Below are 21,684 nucleotides of genomic sequence, written 5' to 3' on the forward strand. Positions count from 1 at the left end.
TATTCATCTAACTTTAGTAGTTCCAAAAAACTACAAGTTCTTCAGCGGCCTCTGTTTTATCTCCGGTCTAATTCACTACTAGGAACAGGAATATAGGTTACTACGTTCGAGCGAATATAATCGCCCACCGTTTGATCGTATTCCACAATGACCGTATAAAGTCCAATACCGGCGGCAAACAAACCCTGAATACTCACTGTTCTGTCTTCTGAATTATACGTTCCAAGCCCACCCTGATTAATAATATAATCAGCAGAAGGTGGATTCACACCTGCAAACTGATCTGTTGTTAAGTAGTAGAAATTATAATTACTTCCGGTGTACTCCGGTAAGACCGTAATCAAATTAGGGGTCACGATAGGCATGCTTATACTCATAAACGATTCGATGATCGGATCCATACGATAGAAGGTAAACTCCGCAACTTGACTATTCAAATTTTCCTTAGATCCCACTATGTAGAGACGATAAGTCATGTTGGAAAGCAAGTCCCCGGAGATACCAATATTGGATTCCCGTGAGTCCGTATCGATCGTTCCATACTGAAGCGCTGGAACTCCCGTTGCATCCTGCCCGGATTTTACTTGATCAGCGCTTGGAGAATCAGAAGGACTAAACTCGGTAAGAACGTAATATAGCTTATCATATCCATCGGCGTTCACACTTGCATTGATCGAGTCGCTAACGTCTCCCCTGCTTCTATTTGTCACCAATGCGTTAAAAGTAATCACAGGTCCGATTTGCTGCTCAACCAACGTCTGAAAAGGTACATTGGAGATGGTAGATGTCTTATTATTGGCAGACTCATAAGCATACAACACGTATGAAGTGCCCGCTGACAATCCGTACAGTTCCAAATTTCCCTTGGTTCCATCCAATTCAACCGAACCGTGGACGACAGCATTCGTCCCTAATTTAATACCATCCAAGCTCGGAGCTGCCAAACCGGATGGAAGCACGGAATAATACACGACCCCGGTGACCGATCCCGTTACCGGATAAGAAGCCGTCGTTTGCGTGATGGTTCCGTTCGCGGCATTAATTGCCAGAGTCACATCAGGCCCTGGTGTGGGTATAGGCGTGGATGTCGATGGCGTGGATGGGGTTGATGTTGATGGCGATGGCGTGACTACTGGTGGCGTCGCCGGAGGCTCGGTTATCTTAACCGGTATTAATGTACTCTCCTCATTTTTCACCTCGTTACCGAATAATGTCTTCAAGCCTTTTACTACGATAACCGGTGTCTTGGATGTATCGAGCTTAAAACCTTGATGCAACTTGATAATGATCGTCTTCTTGTCCTCGGACAGCACATAACTGTCTAACTTCGGATCAAGCGGCACACCGTTAATCGTAATCTTGGATAGATCAACGGAACTCCCATCGATCCCTACTGTTAGCGTCAGTTCCAACTTGTTCCCCGCGGTGAAGTCCGCTCCTGACACCTTAAGAGGCCTGGTAGCTTCGAACGTTTTGGCGGTTTCGAAAGATCCGGTAGCAAGTAAATTACGGCTCGCTTCTTCTTTACCGCCAAATGTACCGTCCGAAGAGTTGCTTAGCAATCCTTGCCCAAGTGCCACCTGGACATAACCTCTCGCCCAATCGGATACAGTACCATCGCTAACACCTGGAGCCGACTGTGCCCTTGCATCCTGACCTAATACCCGAACTAGAAATGTTGCTAATTCCTCCTTAGTCACAGTACCCGAAGGGTTAAATTCTCCAGAGCCTACACCGTTGGTGATTCCTGCTTGCTTGAGAGCCTCGATATAAGGCAGCGCATAGCCGTTTGCTGCATCAGTTGCCTGTACGTCACTGAAAGATGATGTCTTTAGGGCTGGGTTGACCTCCAGGCCAGTAATAAGCGCTGCTACCTTTGCGAATTGGGCTCGATTCATTTCTTCATTCAGACCGAAATTATTGTCAGAGACTCCATTGAAAATACCTGCTTGAATCAGGGCATCAAACTTCGCCTTTGTAGCTGCGTCCAAATCCTGTAAATCGCTGAAATCGGCCGAGGTCTTTGCCTCACTCACACCACCGCCAATCGATAACGCGGACGTTAGACCAACTGTCAGCGCCGTAAACCAAATAAAAAGCTTCTTGTTCATGATTTAACCTAACCTACCTTCCCCAAAATGAAATTTTTAATTATTAAAAATTTATCAGTAATATTTTAACAGAAAATTAATTCTGTATCTTAATGAAATCTTAATAGATTTCAAATTTCTTTTAAAAGATTCATATTTAGGGGAAGAAAGGTGGCGCGCTATCTACAACGCAACGGCAAACTTTAAGGCCACCCCCTCGGATGGCCTTCTTAAACGTATTTGGTTGTGTCTTAAATACAATCCGTTAATGATTTTTCGATTTTTGACTTATCGAATCCGTTAGCATATTTTCTATTTTGCTGAAGAAAGACCTCCTCGATAACTTTTCGAGGAGGGTCTTCTCATGTTATCTTAACTATTTCGCCTTTTTCCTTCTATTCGAAGAATACAAAACAAATAATAGAATAAACCATAAAGGTGTTAACAATAGGGCCGGACGTGTTTCTTCAGCAAATAGCATAATAATGAGAATGACAGCAAACAAAGCTAGGACAACATAATTAATAAATGGTGTAAAGGGTGCTTTGAATTTTGATTTTTCATGCAATTGCGGCTGAGTTTTCTTATACTTTATATGGCAAATGAGGACCACACCCCACACCCAAATAAAACAAATGGCACTAATGGTTGTCACGATTCCAAAAGCCTGTTCTGGAATAAGTTTACTCAAAAGAGCTCCCGCAGATAGGACAAGCGTGGATATGAGCAACCCATTTTTGGGCACATGATTTTTATTCAATTTGGCAAAACCAGATGGAGCCTGATCATTCTTGCCTAAGTTATATAGAATACGGCTTGTTGAGAACATTCCGCTGTTACAAGCAGAAGCGGCTGAAGTTAATACGACAAAGTTAATAATTCCCGCGGCAATCGGAATCCCTACTAAAGCAAATGTTTTAACAAAAGGACTTTCTGCCGGACTTAGCTCCGTCCAAGGATTAATGCATAATAGAGCAATAATTGCACCCACGTAGAAGAATAGAATTCTTAATGGAATTTTATTAATGGCCGACGGGATATTTTTCTGTGGATCGGATGTTTCCGCTGCGGATACACCCACTAATTCTACACCGACAAAGGCAAACACAACCATTTGGAAAGACAGTAAGAATCCTGAAATTCCGTTTGGAAACATTCCCCCATGTCCCCAAATATTCTTGACCGTAACCATTCCTGCATCGGTTTTGAATCCAATCACCACCAAGATAACACCAATGGCGATTAATGCGAGAATAGTGACCACCTTGATTAAGGCAAACCAAAATTCCAATTCCCCAAAATTTTTGACAGTTAATAGATTGAGTCCTAATAAAATGATTAAGCAAAGAACCTCAGGGATCCATTGCGGGATATCGAACCAATATTGTACATAGATCCCGACAGCAATAATATCAGCCATTGCCGTCATGATCCAACAAAACCAATAGGTCCATCCGGTTACAAACGCGGCTCGCGGCCCAAGATAGTCCTCGGCAATATCTGTAAAGGATTGATACCCTGCTTTAGATAACAAAAGTTCTCCTAACGCCCTCATAACAAAGAAAATGGCAATACCCACAATTAGATAAGCAAAGATGATGGAGGGTCCTGCCAGTTGTATCGCTTTACCGGATCCTAAAAACAATCCAGTCCCAATGGTTCCGCCAATTGCAATGAGTTGAACATGCCGATTTTCTAATTCCCGCTTTAATTCTCGTTGTGCCACACCTAGTTCCCCCTTAATGAATACAATAAATTAGTTCAAAAAATTGGTACAAAAAAAAGAGATCGGATGTCATCCAATCTCCTAAGTTCATAAGAATATTAAATAATATCTATCCTACTAATAATAATTATTAGCACGATAAATAAATATTCAGTACTCTTCTGTCCTTTTGCCTGAGATTGTGAACCCTTCGGCGCTGCGGAATTACCGCAGTCTCTCCAGAAGCTGCTCCTGCTATAGTGTGATCCATAGCAATCATAGCTTGCGAATTATTAAATTTTAAGACATGTAATATGTTTCACATGATTTTCAATAATAGTCTTGCTTACATGGCTTGTCAATAACATTAAATACAATCAATGAACCTTGAACTTCATTGGTTCTCAGCGCCACGAAAAAAAATATGCGTTTATTCGAAAATTTTTCTTGCTCAATAGCCCCTAGCCTGCTATTATGAAGAAGCATAAATTTTGGGAAGCTAATATTTAATATATCTAGGATCTTTCCAAGCAGATAATCTTTGACCACTTCCTAAAGAAGTTAAGGCCATACGGACAGCCGGGTCAAATGCCGATTGGCAACTTTCGTTGCCTTATTGATTGAGTTAAAAGCTCAAATTTTATAAGTTGGTTACTTTACAACCAGTGCATTTAGCACACAACTTGTGAAACGGTCAATAAGAGTGGTAAAAGTGAATTATTTGCTATATAGACTCTGATCCTAACATGATATATTTGAATATTAAGGGCCTTTCCCCATGAAACTATGAACTTTATGACTGACGAGCACGCAAGAAGTTTGTCCAGTCATGCTTATTGGGACTGTCTTATTATTTAACTATATCGAAGCAAGTGTGATGCGCATGATGCGTGTTCCGCTTGCTTTTTTTGTTGCCGTTTTCGCGTTTTTTCAAAAAAATTACTTGGGTGAGGAGATCGAAAAATGGGAAAAGCACTTATCATTGGCGCCGGAGGCGTAGCAGCAGTAGCAATTCATAAATGTGTTCAAAACAGTGAGGTTTTTGAAGAAATCTGTATCGCTAGCCGGACGAAATCCAAATGCGATGATCTGAAAGCGAAATTAGACGGCGGTAAAACCAAAATTACGACTGCACAGGTTAATGCAGACAACGTAGATGAGCTGATCGCTTTGATTAATGAATTCAAACCGGATATCGTTATGAACTTGGCTCTACCTTACCAGGATTTGACGATCATGGATGCTTGCCTAGCCACCAAAACGCACTATATGGATACGGCAAACTATGAGCCGGAAGATACGGCGAAATTCGAATACAAATGGCAATGGGATTACCGCGAGCGCTTTGAAAAAGCAGGGATCACAGCTCTTTTGGGCAGCGGGTTCGACCCAGGCGTAACCGGCGTATTCTCCGCCTATGCGTTGAAACACTATTTTGACGAAATCGAATATATCGACATTCTGGATTGCAACGGCGGCGATCACGGCTATCCTTTCGCAACCAATTTCAACCCAGAAATCAACATCCGTGAAGTATCCGCTAACGGACGTTACTGGGAAAATGGCGAATGGATCGAAACGAAACCAATGGAGATCAAACGCGGTTATAACTTTGCTCAAGTCGGCGAAAAGGATATGTATCTGCTGTACCATGAAGAGCTCGAATCCCTTGCGCAAAACATGCCAGGACTGAAACGCATCCGTTTCTTCATGACCTTCGGCCCAAGTTATCTCATGCACTTAAAGGCGCTTGAAAACGTAGGAATGACTTCCATCGAACCGATCGAATACGAAGGCAAACAAATCATTCCGCTTCAGTTCCTAAAGGCTATACTCCCAGATCCGGCTTCCCTTGGACCTCGTACAGTGGGCAAGACGAACATCGGCTGCATTTTCAAAGGAAAAAAAGACGGCCAAGACAAGACTTACTATGTCTACAATGTTTGTGACCACCAAGAGTGCTATAAGGAAGTGGGCTCCCAAGCCGTCTCCTATACAACTGGCGTACCTGCCATGATCGGCGCAGCGATGGTCATGACTGGCAAATGGAATAAACCAGGCGTATTCAATATCGAAGAGTTCGATCCGGATCCATTCATGGAAGAGCTAAACAAATGGGGACTTCCATGGGTAGAAGACTTTAACCCTGTGCTGGTTGACGCATTGCCAGAGGAAGCGAAAAAGCCGGAGCTCGTTCGCTAATATGCGGTTCGAGGAATTACCGACACCCTGTTTCGTAGTCGATGAAGCACTCATCGAAAAAAACCTAAAAATCCTAAGCGAAGTTATGCAGCGTACAGGAGCCAAGATTGTGCTGGCGCAAAAAGCTTTTTCCATGACCACCATGTATCCCCTCATTGGAAAATACTTAAGCGGTACGACTGCTAGCGGTTTATTCGAAGCAAGGCTGGGTCACGAAGAAATGGGCAAAGAAAATCACGTCTTTGCCCCTGCCTATCGTGAAGATGAAATCGACGGAATTATAGCCATTTGTGACCATATCATCTTTAATTCCTTCTCCCAGCTGGAAAAGTATAAAGCAAAAGCTCTTGCAGCTGGCAGAAAAGTCGGCCTACGTATCAATCCGGAATGCTCGACGCAAGAGGGACACGAAATCTATGATCCCTGCTCGCCAGGGTCAAGATTCGGCGTGAAACAGGAGGATTTCCGGCCGGAACTGCTTGAGGGCGTTTCAGGATTGCACTTCCATACCCTTTGCCAACAGAACTCCGACGATTTGGAGACCACGCTAAATGCGGTCGAAGACAAGTTTGGGCCATGGCTGCCGCAAATGGAATGGATCAATTTCGGTGGCGGTCACCATATCACAAGAGACGACTATGATATCCCAAGACTCGAAGCTTGCATTTCGCGAATGCAGGTTAAATATGGCTTGGAAGTTTACCTTGAACCCGGAGAAGCTGTTGCGCTTAATGCGGGCTATATGGTCACCTCCGTACTGGATATCCATAGGAACGGCATCGAGATTGCTATCGTGGACACGTCGGCTACATGTCATATGCCGGATGTGCTGGAAATGCCGTATCGCCCACCACTTGTTGATTCGGGCGAAGCCGGCGAGAAGCCATACACCTATCGGCTTGGCGGTCCGACCTGCCTTACGGGCGATGTCATCGGAGACTATTCCTTCGATCAGCCCTTAAAAAACGGCGACAGATTAGTGTTTGAAGATATGGCGATCTACTCCATGGTCAAAACCAGCACCTTTAACGGCATGCCACTGCCGGCCATCGCCGTGTTGGAGAAAGACGGTAATTGCCGCGTCGTTCGCGAGTTCGGCTATCAGGATTTTAAAATGAGACTAGCTTAATAAATAACCAAAGCCGGCCGGACCCGTTATATCCGTAAACGACGAATGAGTTGCCGCATACCCAGACTACTTATGTTACGGTTCGGTGTATCATATTTAAGCACAAAGTACGATTTGACCATAACGTTTACATCTGTATATAAACATAAAGCCACTCCGAACAATGGAGTGGCTTCTTTGAACAGATCCCTCTTTATTAAACCCCTCGTGTCCCGTTAATTTAATGCCTTGTGATACGGTTTCCCGAGGCTGTCTGTAACAGTAAGTTTTCGTTTATGCAGCTTACAATTCAAAATAGGCAGAAAATCAAATCAATCTGATATTAATTTTGAATAAATATTGAGATCGTTAAACTTTCCTTCTACTCTTTCATATTGTCTAAGTGTTCCTTCAAAAGTAAAGTTGAGCTTTTGTAAAAGCTTTATAGAATTCACATTTTCGGGGTCAACCTTTGCTTCGACTCGATTCAGCTTTAAAGATGAGAATGCGTGATCTAACAAAGAACAGATAGCTTCTGAAGCGTATCCTCTTCCCCAATATGATTTAGCAACATCATATCCAATTTCTGCTTTTTCATTTTCAAAATCAAAGGAATTAAAACCACAAGAACCAATAATTTCATTGGACTCTTTTATAATTATGGAGAAACGAATAGCCTTACTGTCTCGAGAAAGATCATCAAGAAGATTAATCATTTCTTTTGCTTGATTTTCATCAGTAAAACAACTAACATTCATAAATTTAGTAACATCTGGATCAGACCAAATTTTAAACAAATTAGATGAATCTGATACCTTCATTTTCCTCAAATGTAAACGTTCTGTGTGTAACTCTGTAATCAATACTTTTACCTCCATTATATTTTAATAGTTAGGTTTAAGATATTGACATCTGCGCATAGTTCAGTCCCTTCATTTTTGAAGTTAGTTTCATTATACAAGTGCTTATAGGATTTATCTACGCTTACTCACCCAAAAGCATATTTATCAATGCCACTTCAACCTTTATCATCATTCTTTGCTTTACCACTACTTATGATACGGTTCTCCTTAACGAGTCTATAGGCGCTTGGTTTCTATAGTTTTCTGCTTATACCTGGCATTCAGCTGTTTAATAATAACATTTGACGACGTTTTCTCTGCTGCGTAGAATAATGGTAAAGAGGTCAGACCTCTTAATGACTGATTGGGGTGAACCTCGTGGATAAGACTGAAATGATATTACCCAATATTAAAGTGAAACCTGGGGCTATTTCTGAGCATGTAATTGTGGTGGGCGATCCCGAACGCGCCAAAGTGATTGGCGATCAATTAGATAACGCTGAGGAAATCGCATATTCCAGAGAATACCGCACGATAAATGGCTGGTATAAGGGCAAAAAAATAACCGTTACAAGTCACGGTGTTGGTTCTCCAGGTGCAGCTGTTTGTTTCGAAGAACTGATTAAAGCAGGTGCCAAAAAAATCATTCGCGTAGGCACAGCAGGCTCATATACGGATGAATTGCCTCCCGGAAGCTTGATTATCGCAGATTCTGCTGTACGAGCAGAAGGTCTAACGAAGCAAATGGTACCTGATGGCGTGCCCGCTGTTGCAGACTTCAATATGCTGCTTAAGTTAGAAGAACAAGCAAAGAAAACGAATTTCAAGTATGGCCTAGGTACGATCGTTACCTTGGATGCATTCTATGCAGGACCCGTTCAGTTCCCTCACATGCTGTACAAAGAGTCAGGTGCTCTTGGTGCAGAGATGGAACTCGCAGCGCTTTATGTGATTGCTAGATTAAGAGGTGTTTCCGCTGTCGGTATCTTTGCACTCGATGGATATGCTTTTAGTGATATGAATGATTACAACCCACACAAAGATTCCGTTAAAGAAGCCGTTCAGGCTGAGATTGATATTGCTCTGGAAACGATGCTAACCCTATAGAAACTCTACCTCCTAGAATGCGCATCGTTTTTCACTAATCAACAATAGTAAGATGAAATAAGTCGCTTTAGGAGGTAAATTAATGAAAAACATTGGAATTGAAAAAGAAACATTATCATCGATTGCGGTACGAACTATTATAGATCTCATTGAAACGGATGTATTCAAAATTGGAGACAAATTGGATGCGGAGCAGAAGCTCGCTGACAAGCTAAATATTAGTCGCCCCATACTACGGGAGGCCCTTCAGATATTAGAGCTAAAAGGATACATCGTTCGTAAACATGGCGTAGGTACATTTGTCATTTCCAAGACACCTATGTTAACGACAGGCATCGAGAAGCTGGACAGTATGACAGATCTGGTTATGGCACAGAACTACACCGTCGGTACTATTGGAATCACAGAACCTAAGGTCTCGAGTGATGAATCCATCAGAGAGTTGCTTGGCTTGAAAGATGATGAGATCTTATTATCCTTTGAGCGAATTCGTACTGCAGACAACAAACCGTTTGCCTTGGACCGAATTTATATTCCTGAGAAGTATGTAAGTGCTGATTTCTTCACCAATTATGCCAATTCATCCATCCTGAGTTATCTAAGTGCTGCGCAAAATATTCAAATTTTTAGCTCTCATTGCAATTTATTTGCTGAGAATGCTACCGCGGGAGATGCCAATAAGCTAGGCATTAAAAAGCATGACGCGCTTCAAATTTTGGAACAAACTTTCTACTCCAATGCAAATGATCCAATATTTCATGGGAAAAGTTTGATCGTGAACAATATCTTGAAATTTCATATCGTTCGGCGAAGATAGTAATCTGTAGAAGGATGATTGAAATATTTTGTTAATACAAAGGAATGATGGACATGATACACATAGAGTCTGTGAAGTACGATGGGACAAAAATCATCCTTCTTGATCAAACTAAATTACCCTTAGAAGAAGTATATCTAGAAATTGAAACAGTGAAGGACTTATGGGATGCCATCTTCGAGCTTAAGGTTCGTGGTGCTCCAGCAATAGGGATCGCAGCTGCATATGGCGTTGCACTTGGTGCTAGTCAATTGACTGAAACAGATTATGCATCTTTCTTCGTGAAATATGAGGAGATCTCCAACTATCTAGCCTCATCCCGCCCAACTGCTGTTAACTTGTTCTGGGCACTGGGCCGTATGAAGAAGACATTGGTGGACAACAAAAACATATCTATCCCTGAGATCAAACAAATTCTTCATAACGAAGCCGATGCAATCAAGAAAGATGATGCAGAGATTTGCGCATCCATTGGAGAATATGGTCTCACTCTACTACAAGATGGCATGACACTGCTTACTCACTGCAATGCAGGTGGAATTGCAACAGCCAAGTATGGAACAGCACTGGCTCCGATCTATCTTGCCAAAGAACGTGGCATGGATATTAAAGTGTTTGCTGACGAGACTAGACCTCTATTGCAGGGTGCTCGCTTGACCACATGGGAGCTTATGAAAGCAGGTGTGGATGTTACCTTGATTACGGATAGCATGGCAGCGATGGTGATGCAGCAAGGTAAAGTAGATGCAGTTATCGTAGGATGCGACCGGATTGCGGCTAATGGAGATACTGCGAACAAGATTGGTACCTATGGTCTTGCAGTTCTCGCACAAAAACACAATATTCCATTCTACGTAGCAAGCCCTCTTTCTACAATTGATATGGAAACATCTACTGGAGCTGAGATCCCAATTGAAGAGCGCTCTGCTACAGAGATTACTCATAGTTTTGGCAAACAAACCGCACCAGATGGCGTAAAAGTGTTCAACCCTGCTTTTGATGTAACACCAAACGATTTGATTACAGCGATTATTACTGAAAAGGGAATTATTCAAGCCCCTTATTCTGAAAATTTAAAAACACTATTCGTATAAAAAGTTTAGCCCTCTACCACTGTTTGGGCAGCTAGGCACCATCACTTCAGAAGATATTCAACTACAGCGGAGGGTCATATGAACTTCTTTCTACTCATCAACATCATCGGTATTTTGGTCTTTATCGGAATTGCGTTTCTTTTCTCCAAAGATAAGAAAAATGTAAATTGGAAAGCCATTAGTATACTGGTTATCTTTAACCTAGTCTTGGTCTGGTTGTTAACTGCATTCTCGGGCGGCCGCTGGTTCGTTGGACAAGTTGCTAATGCCTTTAATTGGTTAATCGATACCGCTTTTTCGGGTATCGGATTTGCATTTGCAAGTATGGTTCATGTTGAAAATATGGACGTTGTGTTCAGTGCACTAATGCCGATCTTATTAGTTGTGCCGTTATTTGATATCTTAACTTATTTTGGGATCCTCCCCAAAATCATTAAATTCTTGGGCTGGGCACTGTCTAAACTTACAGGTCAACCCAAGTTTGAATCCTTCTATGCGATTGAAATGATGTTCCTTGGTAACACAGAGGCATTAGCTGTATCCGGTGGACAATTAAAGGCTATGAGCCAGCAGCGCCTATTCACGGTTTCGCTTATGTCCATGAGTTGTGTATCCGCAGCGATGATCGGTGCCTATACACAAATGATTCCAGCAGAATATGTTCTAACTGCTGTACCACTTAATATTATCAACGCGATAATTGTGACAAGTATCCTGAATCCGGTCACCATAAGCAAAGAAGAAGATGTTATCTTTGAAATGAAAAAAGAAGATAAGCCTCCTTTCTTCTCATTCTTGGGCGATTCTATCCTTGGTGCAGGTAAGTTGATTCTAATCATCACAGCGATGATTATTGCATTCGTATCCTTAGCGACACTTATTGATAAGGTTCTAATGCTCATTGCGCCTTGGCTTACACTCAGCAGCATTCTAGGTGTGATCATGACACCTTTTTCTTTACTTCTCGGTCTCTCGTTCGGTGAAGCATTCCAAACTGCACAGTACATGGGTACCAAATTGGTAACCAATGAGTTCGTCGTAATGATCGATATTATGCCGATTATGGATACATTTAGTCCACATATGAAGGCGGTCCTTACTACCTTCCTTGTGTCCTTTGCGAACTTCTCTACAGTAGGAATGATTCTAGGCTGTTTCAACGGTATTATAAGTAAGGAAAAAGCAGATAACTTGTCCAGAGGGGTATGGTTGATGATCCTTTCAGGAACATTAGTGTCCCTACTAAGTGCTGCTTTTGTCGGACTATTTGTGTGGTAGTTATGCTGGATAACATAACCTATTTAAGTGATGATGAAGCTAAAGAAATGATCTGTGAGATCGGAAGACGAGTATATAACAAAAACTTTGTTGCAGCGAATGATGGTAATATCTCCATCAAGGTAGGGCTCAATGAAGTATGGGCAACACCAACAGGTGTGAGTAAAGGCTTTATGACACCAGATATGCTAGTTAAAGTGGATCTTACAGGCAAAGTACTAGAAGGAACGCGAAAGCCTTCCTCTGAGTTAAAGATGCATTTACGAGTATATCTGGAAAATGAAGAAATAACAGCAGTTGTTCATGCGCATCCTCAAGCGGCTACAGCTTATGCGATGGCTGGTATTCCACTGGATCATGCTTACTCTCCAGAGGGCGTTATCTTGCTGGGTAAAGTACCCGTTTCTCCATACGCAGCGCCAGGCACACAAGAGGTGCCCGATTCCATCGCACCATACTGTAAAGATTACAATGCGGTATTGCTTGCTAATCATGGCGCACTGACTTGGGGAAGAGATATTATTGAGGCCTACTATCGTATGGAATCGCTTGAGCACTACTCCATGACGCTTCTTCATACGAAGAAGCTCACAGATCAATTGGAAGAGCTAAGTGCAGAGCGCTTAGCAGAGCTAATCCAGATTCGAGAGAACATGGGGATTAAGACCGGTGGTAACCTGATCTCCCGTGAAGAAGCTTTAAAGCTGGGGGCGAACAATGAGCCCCATGATTCCTCTTCTGTACAAGTGGATCAAAAACTGATTCAATCCATTGTTGCTCAAGTAACGGAAGAGGTACTCAAAAAATTGTGGTAAAACCGGAATAATAGAATAGAAACTGAATATACGCTTTAAGTAGTACAGCACGAAGGGGCTATTCCTTAGACTTAGGAATAGCCCCTTCGTTGTGCAATCAAAATTTTTAATGTAGTTCGCTACATCATCAATAACAATGGATCAACAACGTCCATTCACCACCATCACTACCTTGAGGCAGTGCTTTCGTAACTTATAAGGAGAAGATTAATTGCTTTGTATTTCAATAATATGCTTTTATTGAATCATTGAGCCGTCTCCTCATTTCATTGCGCACATGCTCAGGTTCAATACATTGGCATTTATCCCCGAAACTCATTAGGATTCCGTAACCATAATCATCTTCAATAAAATCAAGATATGCATAGAATTCGCCATTGCCGAGGGGAGTAATGTTCTCTTCTCCGCAATAGTCCAACATCCTGTCGAGGATAGAATGGTCTAGCTGCAATTTTATTTTTTGCATTTTCCTGGACATGGTATCTGTGAACTCTGAAAAAGCCGGGGGACTATCACGCATAGCAAAACGTTCTTCCGTTCTCTCCAGTTCAGATATGCGGGATAACTTGAATACACGAAATTGCTGCCTGTTCAAACAATACCCCTGCACGTACCAGTGATTTTCTTTCAATAACAGACGGTGAGGTTCCAGGGTCCGCATGACCTTGTCTCCTTTAGCGCTTAGATACATAAAAGACAGTATGCTGCAATGCTCCAAGGCTATTCGAATCACTTCAATTTTGGTCTGCAGATCATTGCTGCCCAGCCAAGCGGATAAGTCAAAGGAGATTTGGTTGGCTTTCAGCGTAATTTCATGCTGTTTATCCTCCGGGATAAAGCTTTTTAATTTGGCCAGGGTAGCAGTGGTTTCCTCACCGGATAATGTATTGGATATAAAGCCCAGACCCATCAGTAGAGCGGTAATGTCCTTGACGGTAAAAAAACCTTTTTCTATCTTATACTCATTCATAATCCCAATTCCCCCTCCTACACCGGAGCTGGTCACAATCGGAATACCTGCTTGATTAATTGATTCAATATCACGATAAATGGTTCTAAGTGAAACTTCTAACAGCCCGGCCAGCTCTTTCCCGCCCATCATCTCTCTTTGCAAGAGCAGCATAATGATAGCGATCATTCGTTCCAGCTTCATAAGCATCCCCCAAAAAAATTTATATACTATGACTGACATAAATGCTGTCAGTGATACATTGCTATACTAAGTCTATCAAATACTAAGGAGGAACTATAAGTGGATTACAAGAATGAATTTTACCACACATTAGACAAGACCAACCAAATTGCCCTGGCAACAGCGGTAGCAGGTATACCCAATGTTAGGATTGTCAACTTCTGTTATGATACCAGCAAGCCGGGAATCCTGTATTTTGCGACAGACAGGGAGAATCAGAAGGTGGCTGAGTTTGCTCAAAATAATAATATTGCCTTCACAACCGTCCCCTCTGACGGGTCTTCCGTGCCGCATGCGCGATCCAATCATGCATTTGTACATAAGAGCCGGTACACCATAGAAGAGATTAAGGACCTGTTTATCCAAAAAATCCCCGGATATGGTGAGACGCTCTCAGCCATTGGCGAGACATTGGATGTTTTTGAAATTCACATCAAGGATGTCTTTGTCATCGTGGATTATGAGACTGCCGGACCGGTTTCTTTCGAGGTATAAATGTAACGAGAATTATTAGTGGTTATGTTCAACCTATCATTTTATAGGCGGAATTGTCAGCAACCCCAACCAATGCAGAAAGAGAGTACCTGATATGGCGCTCTCTTTCTGCATTCAATAATTATGATTTTACAAAGATCGGCGAGATCCATGCAAATTGGTGTTTGGTCTGGCAAATTCACTCTTCTATTGTTTCATTTCAGCAACATATCGATCATAAGCAACTGGGAAGCCTTCCATAACATTAATTTACCCCACTTTATCAAATAATCACCATGCCAGTCACCGAATTTGTTACATTTTCATTCAAAAATATCCGAATTCATACTTCATAGTATCCCATTATAAGCCTAAATCTTCATTATTTAAATTCCTTTGTGTATTACGGGTTATATTAATGCTGGGATCACGTTTTAGAACACGTTTCGATTAAACTAGGCCTCTACCCTGCTTCAAAAACTTGCTCTTACATATGATACGGTTCATTCGTACGTATCGATAAGTTATTCAGCGCCCTTGAGAGCATAAAAAAATACATCCCCTGGGTTACCACCCCATGGCGATGTATTCTCCATTAATCACTACCATTACCCTACCCGCTCTCCCCTTCCCTGCCGCAAGTAATCGGCTGGCAAGCGTCTTTCAAGAGCTCAATTTTCTCCTTTGTCCGCAGGCAGGTTGTTCGAACGATCTCTGCCCAAAGGAATGACAAGAGGTGTATGTGAGATCGGATCATCAATTATTTTGCACTTCAAACCGAACACTTCTTCTACCAGTTGCTCCGTAACGATCTCGTGAGGAGTACCTTGCGCAATGATTTGACCATTTTTCATGGCGATTATGTGATTGGCATATCTTGCGGCATGATTCAAATCATGCAATACCGCAATGATTGTACGCCCTTGTTGGTTAAGATCACTAAATAACTCTAGTAGTTCAATTTGATGAGCGATGTCCAGGTAGGTCGTAGGCTCATCTAGAAGCAACAACGGCGTCTGTTGCGCGAGCACCATTGCGACCCAGACTCTTTGTCTTTGCCCCCCCGAAAGCTCGTCGACAAAACGATGCGAAAGCTCACTCGTATAAGTAAGCTGCATTGCGGATAGCACCGCAGTTTCATCTTCTTCGGTCCATTGTTTAATGAAACTCTGGTGGGGGTAGCGACCATGCGCAACCAGATTCGCCACTGTAATGCCATCCGGAGCCGTCGAAGATTGCGGCAACAAGCCGAGTATGCGAGCGACTTCCTTGGACTTATAGGTCGTTATTGCCTTCCCGTCTAATAAAACTTGCCCTGCGGACGGTTTGATCAATTTAGAAAGCGTACGGAGAAGGGTTGATTTTCCGCACGCATTAGGTCCAACGATCACCGTAAACGATCCACCCGGTATCTTAACGGACAGGTTTTGGGATATAACCCGATCATCGTATTTAATGGTGATATCTTCAGTCCAAAGCCTAGATCCCGATTGGGAAATTTTTTCGTTTTGGAAGTCTGTCGTTGTCATCTTCATATCCATTTCAACTTCTTTCCATCAGCATATCGCAATGCACAAGGGCCCCGACGAGAAATGTACTCGGCTTCTTATTTCCAGTTACGATGCCGACCGCGCCTGCCGAAACAGCACCCACACGAGGTAAATTCCACCGAGAGATAGTGTTACTACGCCAACGGGAAGAATCATTCCCGTAATGATCCTCTGCGCCACAATGTCGGCCCCAAGCAATAAGAAGGCGCCCATCGCCGCTACTGGCGCTAGACTCTGCGCTGATTTGGTAAACCTTAAAGCAATTTGCGGAGCTGCCAGAGCAACAAAGCTAACGGGTCCCATGACTGCCGTTGGAGCCGCTGTCAACACAACCGCTACAAGAATCAACGCGAGTTGGGATCGTTCCATTCGGATGCCGTGTGACTTAGCCGCGTCCTCGCCGAGCTCCATCTCTCTTAAAGGTCTACTCATCACCGCAGCGCACATCAGTAGAAGAACAACAGTTAGCATTCCAGGAAGTGCTTGGGCCCAACTAATCCCGTTTAACGATCCGACACCCCACGCCGCTGCAGTGAAGGCAACCTCTGCTTTGCTTTTTAGAAGTAGCACCGAGTTCAAGCTGTTCAAGATTGTCGATATCGCTATGCCGACAATAACAAGACGAAAACCCTGCGTGCCTTTGCGAAACGCAAGTATATAGATGAGGATCGCGGTCGTAATTCCTCCGATCAAAGCGCCTGCCGCGATACCAACAAATGAAGTCGATTTAGAAACGAGAATTACGATAAGTGCACCGGTATACGAACCTGAAGTAAAGCCTATAATGTCAGGTGAACCTAAGGGGTTGCGTGTCAAGGATTGAAAAATCGCTCCACTTACACCTAATCCCGCACCGAATATAATTGCCGCCAATACGCGAGGCAAACGCCATTCGACTACGACTGTTCTTGTCATCTTTGTCGCTTCACCGCTCAAAGCGGCAAACACATCATGCACGCTTAATTGCAGCGTCCCTACCATTAATCCAAATAACGCAATGGCAAGGGTCGCTCCAAGGAGAATGGCCGTAACCAACATACTTCTCACATCGATACGCAACTTCCAAGACCCTTTAAGTATTATATAGCGCCTGCCAAAATTAATGGGAGATATACAAATCACTCCTTCTTACAAACAAACAAGTTCCTCGAACGGTCTTACACATTATAACCTACTCGCTGTACGTCTTCGAACAAGAATGAGTAAGATAGGCGCACCAACAAATCCCATAATGATTCCAACCGGGACTTCCGAAGGGGATATAACAACCCTTCCAATAATATCAGCAAGTATAAGTAGCACAGGGGCTACTACCAAAGAATATAGAAAAATCCAAGGCTGGCTTGGACCAACGAACCATCGTACACAGTGGGGAACCATTAGTCCAATGAAACCAATCGGGCCTGCTATCGCGGTTGCGCCTCCCGCTAGAAGCGAGATCGCGATCAGACCTATCCCACGGATCATTGCCACGTTTACCCCTAAAGATGTAGCGCGATCTTCACCAAATGCGATGGCATTTAACGCCGGGGCTATAGCTAAAGCTAATAGCACGCCAATGATGAGAAGAGGCACGACGAACCCGAGATCCTCCAGGCTTCTTCTCTCCAATGTACCAACGCTCCAGTGCAGCATGCGCGTGAAAGCCTCACTATTCATCATTGTAAGTGCTGTCGTTATCCCACTCAATGCCGCTCCAAGTGCAACTCCCGCTAGTGTAATTTGTACAGGCGTCGGCGATTTTCTACCGGCACCTCCACTAATGATATACACAATAATCGTCGCAATCAATGCGCCGGCAAGGGCTAACCATGTATAGCCAGATATGGTGCTTATCGAAAATACTCCGACGCCCAATGCAACAGCAAAGGCTGCCCCAGCACTCACTCCAAGAATGCCAGGGTCAGCCAATGGATTTCGCGTCAAAGCCTGAATTAATGCTCCCGATAGTCCGAATGCCGGTCCAACTGCGAGCGCAATTAGTGTACGCGGCAAACGGGAGTCCAGAATAATCGTATGATCATAACTATCGGCGTTCAAGAACAGCGCCTCCCAAACGACCTTTAAGGAAAGCGGTTTTGCCCCGATCATTAGGCTTAAGAGCATTACAGTCGCCAATAATAATAGCGCGACGATGAAGCCTATAATCCGTTGCATCCGCAGGAAAGTAATGGTCTTTGCTTTTGTTTGTACTACTTCATCCTTTGGCTGCTTTACCGGTGCCACCGTGTTCACTCCCCAGCAACTGCCAGTGCTTTAATCTTCGGTGTCAAGTTATCGATTGTCCATAACAAGGAAGGAATTGTTCCCGTCGAGAATGCATTGGAAGTATCGGCATCAAGAATAATCGATCTACCATCAGCCACAGAAGGAATTTTCTGGTACAGCTTGTTGTTTGTCACTTCGCTTGGATCTACCCATATCGGCATAACAACCGTTACATCGGCATCCAAAAGCTCCAATTGCTCATCGGACACGTTAATGTAGAAATTGCCCTCAGCCAGTTGTTCTACCGCATCCTTCGTCTTGAATCCAAGTCGAGTCATAAAATCGATACGAGCGTCACCCTTTACGTATGCGCCGAAACCTTCAGAAGAGTAAGCAGCTACAACAATGGTTTTATCTGCGAATTCAGGATTTTCTTTGGCCGCCTTTTCGAAGGCAGTATCTACCTCTTTCAGCAGTGCTTCACCTTCCTGTTCTTTACCTAGTGCTTTAGCGATCATTCGAACTTGATCCTCGGCGGAAGTCATATAACTATCTCCGCTTGCGGGAACACCGATCGTCGTAGCAATTTCCGAAAGACGTTTGTAGCGCGTCTCGTCCCCTGAAGACTTCACGTCTAGAATGAGATCCGGTTTAAGCGCCGCAATTTGCTCATAATCGAGTTCCATCGTTCCTAGAATGGTCGGCGCTGTTTTATATGCGCCTGTTAGCCATGGACCTACTCCATCTCCGCCAAAAGCTAGCCAGTCGCTTGCGCCGATCGGCTCCACTCCAAGACTTAACGCTGTCTCGGCATCACCCCAACCGAGTGCGACTATTCGCTTAGGCTGCTCCGTAATATTTACTTGTCCAAATTTGGTATCTATGGTGACGTTATAATCGTTGGAAACGGCTGGAGGGGAAGTTGGCGTCCCGGATTCTTGACCATTCCCTTCAGTTGAATTCGACGAACAACCTATTATTCCAATTGCTAATGCTGCAAAGAGCGCTATACTTCCGAATAACTTCGGCATTTTAATACTTCTAATCATGTTAGTTTCCTCTTCCCATAAATGATAATCATTATCACTCATTCTAATAAATATATGAGCTGTTGTCAAAGCTCGCCTGATACTGCCAGATCCAAAAGCCGAATAGGTTGGTCTAAAGGCAAAAAAGATAAGATACAAGCCATGTTGGCTAGTCTCTTATCTTGTGTAGAATAATTGATTTGCTCTATCTTTCCATCGCCTTATCATGCTTTCATTTATGATAAGGTTCACCGCGCTATCTATAACGGCAAGTTGAGGACCATCCTTTGCAGGATGGCCCTCACGGCGAGTTTAAGTCAATTTCGGCATGCTCGATGTCGTGTTCTCAAGGTTTTGTAAGTGCTATTCTAAAACCAAGATCATCTATCTTGAAATCGGGCATGCTTTTCCTTCTACTCGTAGAACCACAGTTGTTCTCAACTTCAGCCCAACTGCCTCCCCGGAAGACTCTATAGTTCCCATATCGTTCAGTATCATATAGATCCCAGCACCATTCCCAGACGTTCCCAATCATATCAAAAAGCCCCCATGGATTAGGAAGCAATTGTCCTACTTGATGAACTGATCTATTAGAGTTTTCTTGATACCATGCAATTTGATCAATTCTTGCATACCGATATCCCGTGGTTCCCGCTTTGCACGCATATTGCCATTCAGCGTCTGATAGTAATCGAAAGCCATTCGCTGTCTTGTTATATATCGTGTTCTCACTTTCATTTGTGATTGTGTAGCATTCAGTCCTGCCAAGCATTCTGGACAATTCGTTACAAAAGGCAAGCGAATCCATCCACGAAACTTCCGTAATTGGCAGGTTATTCACAATCGGCTCTATTTCTTCTTCATGCATGACAAAATGATACAACTGCTGTGTTACCGGATACTTCATTACATGGAAAGGTTCGATCGTTTCAGTCCATGTAATAGCTTTTTTATTACTTCCAGGGTTCGATAACGTGTAATCAGAACTAAGCCATTTATTCGTATTAACATAATCACGTAATTCAATGGTTCCTCCCTTTACTGGCACCATCAAATTCATTAATTCTTTTAGAAGACGCTCTCTGTCGCTTCCGTACTTTTGGATTGTCATGATGACCACCTCTCAATATGGACTCCTTCTATTTCTTTAGTTTTAGCCGCCAACATTTAGCTCAATACCGTATGGATTGACTTTTCAGACATATATCATATTCGTGACCTAGTACTAAGATCCTTGGGTACTTTGCCCTCTTCGAAAGCGACACGATTGATAACGACATCCAAGACCATTGTACCAGATTCATCCATATGGTAGAGCTAGAAACTTTAATTTTGATTTTCATTATGTTATGAAGCAAATATATCTACGGCTCCCACTTCACCATGCGAGGGGCTTTTTCTTTTTCCGGGAGGAATTCACCTTGAAAACTATTAACACTCAGCACAACATTACCCGCCTGTCTCAGAACATCTCCATTCCTGAAACGCTAGTCGCCCATCTATGTGAATACTTCCAGCACCTACAAACAGAACTCGCCAACGACGAGGAAGACATAGTTACCCTCAACCATCACAGCCCTATCATCCTGCTTGAATCTGGGGACGATCTGCACAACCTCAACTACGCTGGGTTACACGGAGACAATCTTCTCAGCCGCACTTTTGAGTTTGTAGAAATCTTTGAGCTTGAAGACATTGAAGCATACAGAATGGTAGTGATGCTAGACAACGATTTTTTGGTCACTTTTTTCGCAATAGTAGGAACACTTGATAAGGAGGCAGAACAATGGCTAAACGAAATAGCAATCAGAAACTGACCACTGAGGCACTGCTGGTTCACAAACTCAGAAACACCTTTGACGATCAAGGTACAGACACGGATGAAGGACCGAATGTCTGGGTCATGGTCGTCGCAGCAAGGCCGTACCAACAAGGGGAAGAAAAAGAGCTTGCTCAACAACCGGACAAGCTAACTCCGACACACCGTGTCCGTGTTGTGCTACGCACTACAGACGATAAAATCCCGAACCCATACGTGGGTGGCTCAGACTTCTTTCTTGCTGTGAACGAGCAACAGCAATCCGCAGAATTCGTCTGGGAATAATCCCGCTTCCGCCTCGCTCATTGCGTCCAGGAGGCGATTCAGCTCCCCGCTCGGAAGCTCGCCCTGTTCC

At 43.3% G+C, this 21,684-nt stretch carries 19 protein-coding genes and 1 riboswitch; of the genes, 10 read left to right on the top strand and 9 right to left on the bottom strand.

Going from position 1 to position 21,684, the window contains the following annotated elements:
* Nucleotides 1–56: 56 nt before the first annotated feature.
* Together NST85_RS28495 and NST85_RS28500 are read right to left on the bottom strand one after the other, a co-directional pair.
* Complete coding sequence (locus tag NST85_RS28495) at nucleotides 57–2,111, bottom strand: S-layer homology domain-containing protein (RefSeq protein ID WP_341191007.1); 2,055 nt, start codon at nucleotides 2,109–2,111, stop codon at nucleotides 57–59.
* Between the two features lie 355 nt (nucleotides 2,112–2,466).
* Nucleotides 2,467–3,816, bottom strand: coding sequence for an amino acid permease (locus tag NST85_RS28500; RefSeq protein ID WP_341191008.1), 1,350 nt, complete (start codon nucleotides 3,814–3,816; stop codon nucleotides 2,467–2,469).
* Between the two features lie 151 nt (nucleotides 3,817–3,967).
* Nucleotides 3,968–4,048, bottom strand: a riboswitch (glycine riboswitch).
* A gap of 710 nt (nucleotides 4,049–4,758) precedes the next feature.
* Here NST85_RS28500 and NST85_RS28505 point away from each other — a divergent pair.
* The gene (locus tag NST85_RS28505; RefSeq protein WP_127191528.1) at nucleotides 4,759–5,997 is read left to right on the top strand and encodes a saccharopine dehydrogenase family protein; all 1,239 of its coding nucleotides are present in this window, start codon (nucleotides 4,759–4,761) and stop codon (nucleotides 5,995–5,997) included.
* A gap of 1 nt (nucleotide 5,998) precedes the next feature.
* Nucleotides 5,999–7,126, top strand: a complete 1,128-nt coding sequence (gene nspC, locus NST85_RS28510; protein ID WP_341191009.1) for a carboxynorspermidine decarboxylase — start codon at nucleotides 5,999–6,001, stop codon at nucleotides 7,124–7,126.
* A 311-nt stretch (nucleotides 7,127–7,437) separates the two neighbouring features.
* Here the strand turns inward: nspC and NST85_RS28515 are convergent, their stop codons facing one another.
* The gene (locus tag NST85_RS28515; RefSeq protein ID WP_127191526.1) at nucleotides 7,438–7,968 is read right to left on the bottom strand and encodes a GNAT family N-acetyltransferase; all 531 of its coding nucleotides are present in this window, start codon (nucleotides 7,966–7,968) and stop codon (nucleotides 7,438–7,440) included.
* Nucleotides 7,969–8,325: 357 nt separating this feature from the next.
* Between NST85_RS28515 and NST85_RS28520 the strand changes: the two genes are divergently transcribed.
* The 5 genes from NST85_RS28520 (at nucleotide 8,326) to NST85_RS28540 (ending at nucleotide 13,058) form a co-directional block, all read left to right on the top strand.
* The gene (locus tag NST85_RS28520) at nucleotides 8,326–9,054 is read left to right on the top strand and encodes a nucleoside phosphorylase (protein ID WP_341191010.1); all 729 of its coding nucleotides are present in this window, start codon (nucleotides 8,326–8,328) and stop codon (nucleotides 9,052–9,054) included.
* 82 nt (nucleotides 9,055–9,136) lie between these two features.
* Nucleotides 9,137–9,871: a GntR family transcriptional regulator gene (locus NST85_RS28525; protein WP_341191011.1), complete on the top strand. Its 735-nt coding sequence runs from the start codon at nucleotides 9,137–9,139 to the stop codon at nucleotides 9,869–9,871.
* Nucleotides 9,872–9,918: 47 nt separating this feature from the next.
* Nucleotides 9,919–10,965 (top strand): S-methyl-5-thioribose-1-phosphate isomerase, encoded by a 1,047-nt coding sequence (mtnA, locus tag NST85_RS28530; protein ID WP_341191182.1) that lies wholly within the window; start codon nucleotides 9,919–9,921, stop codon nucleotides 10,963–10,965.
* A 78-nt stretch (nucleotides 10,966–11,043) separates the two neighbouring features.
* Nucleotides 11,044–12,243 (top strand): NupC/NupG family nucleoside CNT transporter, encoded by a 1,200-nt coding sequence (locus NST85_RS28535; RefSeq protein WP_341191012.1) that lies wholly within the window; start codon nucleotides 11,044–11,046, stop codon nucleotides 12,241–12,243.
* Nucleotides 12,244–12,245: 2 nt separating this feature from the next.
* Nucleotides 12,246–13,058: a class II aldolase/adducin family protein gene (locus tag NST85_RS28540; protein WP_341191013.1), complete on the top strand. Its 813-nt coding sequence runs from the start codon at nucleotides 12,246–12,248 to the stop codon at nucleotides 13,056–13,058.
* 223 nt (nucleotides 13,059–13,281) lie between these two features.
* On the opposite strand, the gene NST85_RS28545 is transcribed toward NST85_RS28540, so the two are convergent.
* Nucleotides 13,282–14,250, bottom strand: a complete 969-nt coding sequence (locus NST85_RS28545) for a helix-turn-helix transcriptional regulator (protein WP_341191014.1) — start codon at nucleotides 14,248–14,250, stop codon at nucleotides 13,282–13,284.
* A gap of 60 nt (nucleotides 14,251–14,310) precedes the next feature.
* Here NST85_RS28545 and NST85_RS28550 point away from each other — a divergent pair, with 60 nt between their 5' ends.
* The gene (locus NST85_RS28550) at nucleotides 14,311–14,745 is read left to right on the top strand and encodes a pyridoxamine 5'-phosphate oxidase family protein (RefSeq protein WP_307400301.1); all 435 of its coding nucleotides are present in this window, start codon (nucleotides 14,311–14,313) and stop codon (nucleotides 14,743–14,745) included.
* 650 nt (nucleotides 14,746–15,395) lie between these two features.
* Here NST85_RS28550 and NST85_RS28555 read toward each other — a convergent pair.
* The 5 genes from NST85_RS28555 to NST85_RS28575 all read right to left on the bottom strand — a co-directional run bounded on the left by NST85_RS28555 (nucleotide 15,396) and on the right by NST85_RS28575 (nucleotide 20,621).
* Nucleotides 15,396–16,259: an ABC transporter ATP-binding protein gene (locus tag NST85_RS28555; RefSeq protein WP_445671192.1), complete on the bottom strand. Its 864-nt coding sequence runs from the start codon at nucleotides 16,257–16,259 to the stop codon at nucleotides 15,396–15,398.
* Nucleotides 16,260–16,340: 81 nt separating this feature from the next.
* Nucleotides 16,341–17,333, bottom strand: coding sequence for a FecCD family ABC transporter permease (locus tag NST85_RS28560; protein WP_341191016.1), 993 nt, complete (start codon nucleotides 17,331–17,333; stop codon nucleotides 16,341–16,343).
* A gap of 105 nt (nucleotides 17,334–17,438) precedes the next feature.
* Complete coding sequence (locus NST85_RS28565) at nucleotides 17,439–18,500, bottom strand: FecCD family ABC transporter permease (protein ID WP_341191017.1); 1,062 nt, start codon at nucleotides 18,498–18,500, stop codon at nucleotides 17,439–17,441.
* A gap of 5 nt (nucleotides 18,501–18,505) precedes the next feature.
* Nucleotides 18,506–19,531, bottom strand: a complete 1,026-nt coding sequence (locus NST85_RS28570; RefSeq protein WP_341191018.1) for an iron-siderophore ABC transporter substrate-binding protein — start codon at nucleotides 19,529–19,531, stop codon at nucleotides 18,506–18,508.
* A 325-nt stretch (nucleotides 19,532–19,856) separates the two neighbouring features.
* Entirely contained in the window at nucleotides 19,857–20,621 is a 765-nt protein-coding gene (locus NST85_RS28575; protein ID WP_341191019.1) for a formylglycine-generating enzyme family protein, read from the bottom strand.
* Nucleotides 20,622–20,931: 310 nt separating this feature from the next.
* Between NST85_RS28575 and NST85_RS28580 the strand changes: the two genes are divergently transcribed.
* Both NST85_RS28580 and NST85_RS28585 read left to right on the top strand, forming a co-directional pair.
* Complete coding sequence (locus tag NST85_RS28580) at nucleotides 20,932–21,327, top strand: hypothetical protein (RefSeq protein ID WP_341191020.1); 396 nt, start codon at nucleotides 20,932–20,934, stop codon at nucleotides 21,325–21,327.
* Nucleotides 21,297–21,614 carry a hypothetical protein gene (locus NST85_RS28585; RefSeq protein WP_341191021.1) on the top strand — a complete coding sequence of 106 codons (318 nt, stop codon included), beginning with the start codon at nucleotides 21,297–21,299 and terminating at the stop codon, nucleotides 21,612–21,614. Before NST85_RS28580 ends, NST85_RS28585 begins: the two co-directional genes overlap by 31 nt.
* Nucleotides 21,615–21,684: the final 70 nt, after the last annotated feature.

It is taken from the genome of Paenibacillus sp. FSL K6-2524, assembly GCF_038005525.1.
Lineage (GTDB): Bacteria > Bacillota > Bacilli > Paenibacillales > Paenibacillaceae > Fontibacillus > Fontibacillus anaericanus.